The 4,796-nt window shown below is 72.8% G+C and carries 5 protein-coding genes and 1 riboswitch; of the genes, 3 read left to right on the forward strand and 2 right to left on the reverse strand.

What is annotated here, in order from left to right; translation table 11 throughout:
* Window positions 1–54: 54 nt before the first annotated feature.
* A complete protein-coding gene (locus tag ACFW1A_RS38635; protein WP_380418046.1) occupies window positions 55–1,065 on the reverse strand; it encodes a HoxN/HupN/NixA family nickel/cobalt transporter in 1,011 nt (336 codons plus the stop codon).
* A gap of 184 nt (window positions 1,066–1,249) precedes the next feature.
* A riboswitch (cobalamin riboswitch) is annotated at window positions 1,250–1,465 on the reverse strand.
* A gap of 83 nt (window positions 1,466–1,548) precedes the next feature.
* Here ACFW1A_RS38635 and ACFW1A_RS38640 point away from each other — a divergent pair.
* Entirely contained in the window at window positions 1,549–1,914 is a 366-nt protein-coding gene (locus ACFW1A_RS38640) for an ArsR/SmtB family transcription factor (RefSeq protein WP_380418035.1), read from the forward strand.
* A 180-nt stretch (window positions 1,915–2,094) separates the two neighbouring features.
* Complete coding sequence (locus ACFW1A_RS38645; protein ID WP_380418037.1) at window positions 2,095–2,784, forward strand: LuxR C-terminal-related transcriptional regulator; 690 nt, start codon at window positions 2,095–2,097, stop codon at window positions 2,782–2,784.
* A 53-nt stretch (window positions 2,785–2,837) separates the two neighbouring features.
* Here the strand turns inward: ACFW1A_RS38645 and ACFW1A_RS38650 are convergent, their stop codons facing one another.
* On the reverse strand, window positions 2,838–4,295 hold the full coding sequence (locus ACFW1A_RS38650) for a ricin-type beta-trefoil lectin domain protein (RefSeq protein ID WP_380418040.1): 1,458 nt from the start codon (window positions 4,293–4,295) through the stop codon (window positions 2,838–2,840).
* A gap of 198 nt (window positions 4,296–4,493) precedes the next feature.
* Between ACFW1A_RS38650 and ACFW1A_RS38655 the strand changes: the two genes are divergently transcribed.
* Window positions 4,494–4,781, forward strand: a complete 288-nt coding sequence (locus ACFW1A_RS38655) for a hypothetical protein (RefSeq protein WP_380418043.1) — start codon at window positions 4,494–4,496, stop codon at window positions 4,779–4,781.
* Window positions 4,782–4,796: the final 15 nt, after the last annotated feature.

Below are 4,796 nucleotides of genomic sequence, written 5' to 3' on the forward strand. Positions count from 1 at the left end.
GCCCTGCGCCCCCGTCGCAGCTTGCGCGCCGTCAGCGTCGCAGGCTGCGCACCGTCAACCCTTCGCCGCCCAGCGGCTCTCCACCTTGGCGACCCGCCAGTACGTCAGCGCCACCGCCCAGACCACGACGAAGATCCCGACGATCACGAAGCCCACGTTGTTCAGGTCGATCCCGGAGATCCAGCCCGTCACGGGGTCGGTGAGGTCGAGCTGGTCGTGCAGCACCCCGACCAGCTCGATCGTGCCGATCAGGAACGCCACCGCGATCGAGAGGCCGGTGATGGTCAGGTTGTAGTAGACCTTGCGGGCCGGGTTGGAGAACGCCCAGTGGTAGGCGAAGTTCATGAACGTGCCGTCCAGGGTGTCGAACAGGCTCATCCCCGAGGCGAAGAGCAGCGGCAGGCAGAGCACCGCGTACCAGGGCAGCCCCGCGGCCGCGCCGGAGCCGGCCATCACCATCAGGGTGACCTCGGTGGCGGTGTCGAACCCGACGCCGAACAGCAGGCCGATCAGGAACATCTGCCCCGGGCGGGTGATCGACTTGGTCAGCCGCCCCAGGATCCGGTTGACGAACCCCCGGCTGTCCAGGTGCTTCTCCAGCTCGTGCTCGTCGAACTGCCCCGCCTTCATCGCCTTGAAGATCCGGTAGATCCCGACCAGCGAGACCACGTTGAGCGCGGCGATCAGGTAGAGGAAGCCGCCGGAGACGCTGGTGCTCACCACCCCGAGCACCTTGTGGGTGCTGGAGTCGTCGTTGGTCAGCGCGCCGACCGCCTTGGCGCCGCTGGCGATCAGGGTGGCCAGCACCACCACGATGCTGGAGTGGCCCAGCGCGAACCAGAAGCCCACCGAGACCGGGCGCTTCCCGTCGGCCATCAGCTTGCGGGTGGTGTTGTCGATCGCGGCGATGTGGTCGGCGTCGAAGGCGTGCCGCATGCCCAGGGTGTAGGCGGTGACGCCCAGGCCCAGGCCGAACACCTGGGTGCCGACGGTGTAGTGGTGCGGCGCGACCATCGCGATCAGCACGGTGAACGCGACCACGTGCATGGCGACGATCACCGCCATCAGGCCGCCGGTGCGGATCCAGTCCTTCCGTTCCCAGCGCAGCACGGTCGTCCCGCCGCTCCCCCCGGTCTTTCCGGAAGATCCGGACTTTCCGGGCAGGGCAGCAGCGGTTTCGGGCATGGTCATAGTGGGGCAGCCTCTCCAGCACCTCGTTGGGGGCACCTCCCGGCCGAAGCTGGGGGAGGTCATCCTGCGGTGCCGTGGCCGGTCTCCTGGCTGACGGGTGATGACGCGCCCGCACCAGGCCTTCCCGGACACGCGGTGTCCAGTGACCGCCCGTGCCACAAGGGCACGGGCTCGATGCGGGAGCTCCCCGATCACAGTGGCGAGGGCCGCTCCGGACTCCTGTGACGAACACAGTGCACCGGTCTTCCCGAACACCACGGCTGGTCCACCGTAGAGGTGACGGCTGCTCACCCACAAGCCTGCACAGGTGTGCAGGTGTCGCATGTCACGTGCGCCGGGTGGTGAATGATGGCTCCCATGCACTTGGTCCCCGAGGAGCGCGCACACCGCCGCCCCATCGACGAGCACACGGTCTGCGAAGCCATCGCCGGCATCGGCGAGCCGGAGTCGGTCCGCGCCTGGGCCGACCGGTTCTCCCTCCTGGGCGAGCCCGGCCGGCTCTCGGTGCTGCTGGCCGTGCACCGGGCCGGGCCGATCGCGGTCACCGACCTGGCGCTGGCCACCGGCATCAGCGAGACCGCCGTCTCGCAGATCCTGCGGCTGCTGCGGGTCGCGGGCTCGGTCACCGCCGCCAAGGACGGGCGGGTGGTCCGCTACCGGCTGGCCGACGCCGACCTGGCCCGGCTGCTGGACTCGGTGCCGCCGCTGCCGGGCGGGCACTGAGGCGGGGCGGGCGGGCACTGAGGCGGGGCGGGCGGGCACTGAGGCGCGGGCCTTCCGGTCCGTGGCCTGCGCGTTCCTGGTTATTGCTTGTTTATGAGCTCCTGACAGCCTGTCCGGCGGGCCGGCGAACCCTCTCCCCCACCGTCCGGGCGGGAGGCACCAGCAGTCAGGAGAACCAGAGTGCAGCGCATCACGGTAGCCGTCCACGCCACCGATCCCATCTCCAGAGCGGGCGTGGCCGGACAGCTGAGGCACCGTCCGGAGGTCACCCTGGTCGACCCGGCCATCCACGCCGACGACGCCGACGCCGACCGCACCGCCGGCACCGCCCCCGACGGCGCCGCACCGCCCACCGCGGTGGCCGTGGTGGTCGCCGAAGCGCTCGACGAGCCGACCACCGTCCTGCTGCGCCGCCTGCACCGCACCCGGCGCACCCGCCAGGTCCTGGTGGTCCCGCAGCTGCGCGAGGGCGAGCTGGGCCGGCTGGTCGAGTGCGGGGTGACCGCGGTGGTGTGGCGCGCGCAGGCCGGCGAGGAGGGCCTGCTGCGGGCGATCCTGGCCGCCGCCAACGGCGACGGCACCCTGCCGCCCGAGCTCGTGGGCCGGCTGATGACCCAGCTCGCCCAGCTCCACCGCGGCGCCGCCCAGGGCCGGGCCGCCGCCGGCACGGTGACCGGCGGCGGGCTCTCCGAGCGCGAGCGCGACGTGCTGCGCCTGGTCGCCGAGGGCCTGGACTCCAACGAGATCGCCAGCCGGCTCTGCTACTCCCAGCGCACCGTCAAGAACGTGCTCTACGGCGTGATGACCCGGATGAACCTGCGCAACCGCCCGCACGCCGTGGCCCACGCCCTGCGCGAGGGGTACCTGTAAGCCCGCGGGGCGTACCAGTGCCCGGCTACCCGGCTACCCGGCGCGGCAGTCGCTCAGGAGAAGGTCCACAGCTGGGCCGGGTCGCCGGTCCGACAGGTGACGGCGGTGACCTGCTGGCCCGACCCGTTGTCCGTCAGGCAGTCGCCGGTGGCCCGGTTGTGGATGTAGGAGGAGCCGGGCGTGGTGGTGCTGTCCAGCCACCACTCCTGGTTCTGCCCGCCGCCCCACGCCCACAGCTGCACCCGGTGGCTGGCCTGGTCCTCGTCCATCACCACCACGCTGCCGGACGGCTCCAGCTGGTTCTCGAACCGCAGGAAGGTGCTGTCGCTGCCGTTGTGCGGCTGGTTCCAGCCCTGACCGGTGTTGGCCGGGCGGTAGTCGATGACGGTCAGCCCGGTGCCGTTGGTGGTGGTGCCGCTGTAGATGTCCACGATCAGGCCGTCACCGGTGTTGCGGATCCGGCCCGACTTCATGCCCGCCGGGGCCGGGGCCGGCTGCTGCGGCGCCGGCTTCTGGGGGGCGGGTTGCGGGGCGGGCTGCTGCGGGGCCGGCTGCTGCGGCTGCGCGGCCTTGGTCTGGGCGGGCTGCGCCGGCTGCTGCGCGGCCGGTGCGGCGGAGGTCTGGCCCGACCCGGGCTGCGCGGCGGGCGCCTGCGGCTGGCCGGGGGAGGCCGGCGCGGCACTCGGGGCGGGCGTCGGCGCGAGCGGCACGGGCGAGGGCGCCCCGCCGGCCACCGGCGCGGCGGCCAGCGCCAGGTCGTGCGCACGGGAGGAGACCGACGGGTCGGTGGTGAGCCAGAGCGCCACGCACGCGGTACCCAGCGCCAGGGCCACCAGCCCCGCCTTGGTCGCCCACCCCGGCAGCACGGCCGACTGCAGGTAGGTCCCCTCGACCGGCTGCGGCGCCGCGCCCGAACGCTGCAGCAGCACGCCGTAGCCGTGGCGCTCCTTGCGTCCGGTCCACAGCACCTGCTCCGGGCGCACGCGCACCTCGGCGAAGACCGCGCGGCCCGGCTCGATCCGCACCGAGGAGGGGCGGATGTCGCAGCCGAGCTGCGTCCCGCTCTCCCGGCCCAGCAGCGAGACGGTGGCGGGCACGTTCCCGACGTTGTCCACCGCCAGCCTGGCCCGCCCGCGCAGCCGCCCGCGCGTGACGGGCGGCACCAACTCCCCCACCAGCGCGGTGAACGGCGTGACCGTCAGCACGCCCTCCGGCACCTGCGCCGCCTCCGGCTGCTCGCTCGGCGTCACCCGCACCCCGAACGGGTGCGGCCCCGCCGCCGCCTCCGGACCGCGCGGCACGGTGAAGGTCAGCCGCACGCTGCCGGAGCCCTGCGGCAACAGCTTCAGCGTCGCGGGCTCCACCACCACCCACGGCGCGCAGTCGCCCACCACCTCGATCCGGTACTCCTCGACGAGGTCCCCGGTGTTGCGCAGCCGCAGCGTGACAGCCGCATTGCTGCCGGGATCGACGGTGGTGGAAGCGGGTTCAAGGGCGGTCCAGATGCTCACACGCGGACCCTACGGCCGCCCACCCCGCCGGTCCGGAGCCGTTCGGCCAGGATTTCGGGCAACTCCCGCTGCCTCGATGTCCCTTGGGCCTCCCCCGACACCCCGTCGGATCGTACGCCCCCGACCACCCTACGCCCCGGCCCGCTCCCTGACGGTCCGGCAGCGGGGACTGTCCAACCTCGCTCCTACCATCGCTTCATGCCCGATGCCTTCACCGTCCTGTGGACCCAGTACACCTGCCGCGAGCTGCGCAAGGCCGGTCGCGTGGGTGAACGCCCGCCGGTCGCCTTCGGCGGCGTCCACACCTCGCTGCCTTCCTGGTCGGGCGCGCGTCCCGGCGACGACGTGTACGCGGTGCACGTCAACCGGTGCGAGGTCTTCGTCGTGAGCCGGATGCGCGTGGTCGACGTGACTCCTCCCCGGCGTAAACGCCGGGGCTTCTCGCTAAGCCGGGTTGGCCTCGCGACGGACCAGCCCGGCCCGTAGAACGTTGATGGCTCC

Source organism: Kitasatospora sp. NPDC058965 (assembly GCF_042741245.1).
In the GTDB taxonomy this organism is placed as follows: Bacteria; Actinomycetota; Actinomycetes; order Streptomycetales; family Streptomycetaceae; genus Kitasatospora.

What these genes read in the sequence shown, in the direction of transcription:
- ACFW1A_RS38655 (WP_380418043.1), top strand. Translation starts at nt 4,494, where the DNA reads ATGCCCGATGCCTTCACCGTCCTGTGGACCCAGTACACCTGCCGCGAG.
- ACFW1A_RS38635 (WP_380418046.1), bottom strand. Translation starts at nt 1,065, where the DNA reads ATGGCGGTGATCGTCGCCATGCACGTGGTCGCGTTCACCGTGCTGATC.
- ACFW1A_RS38640 (WP_380418035.1), top strand. Translation starts at nt 1,549, where the DNA reads ATGCACTTGGTCCCCGAGGAGCGCGCACACCGCCGCCCCATCGACGAG.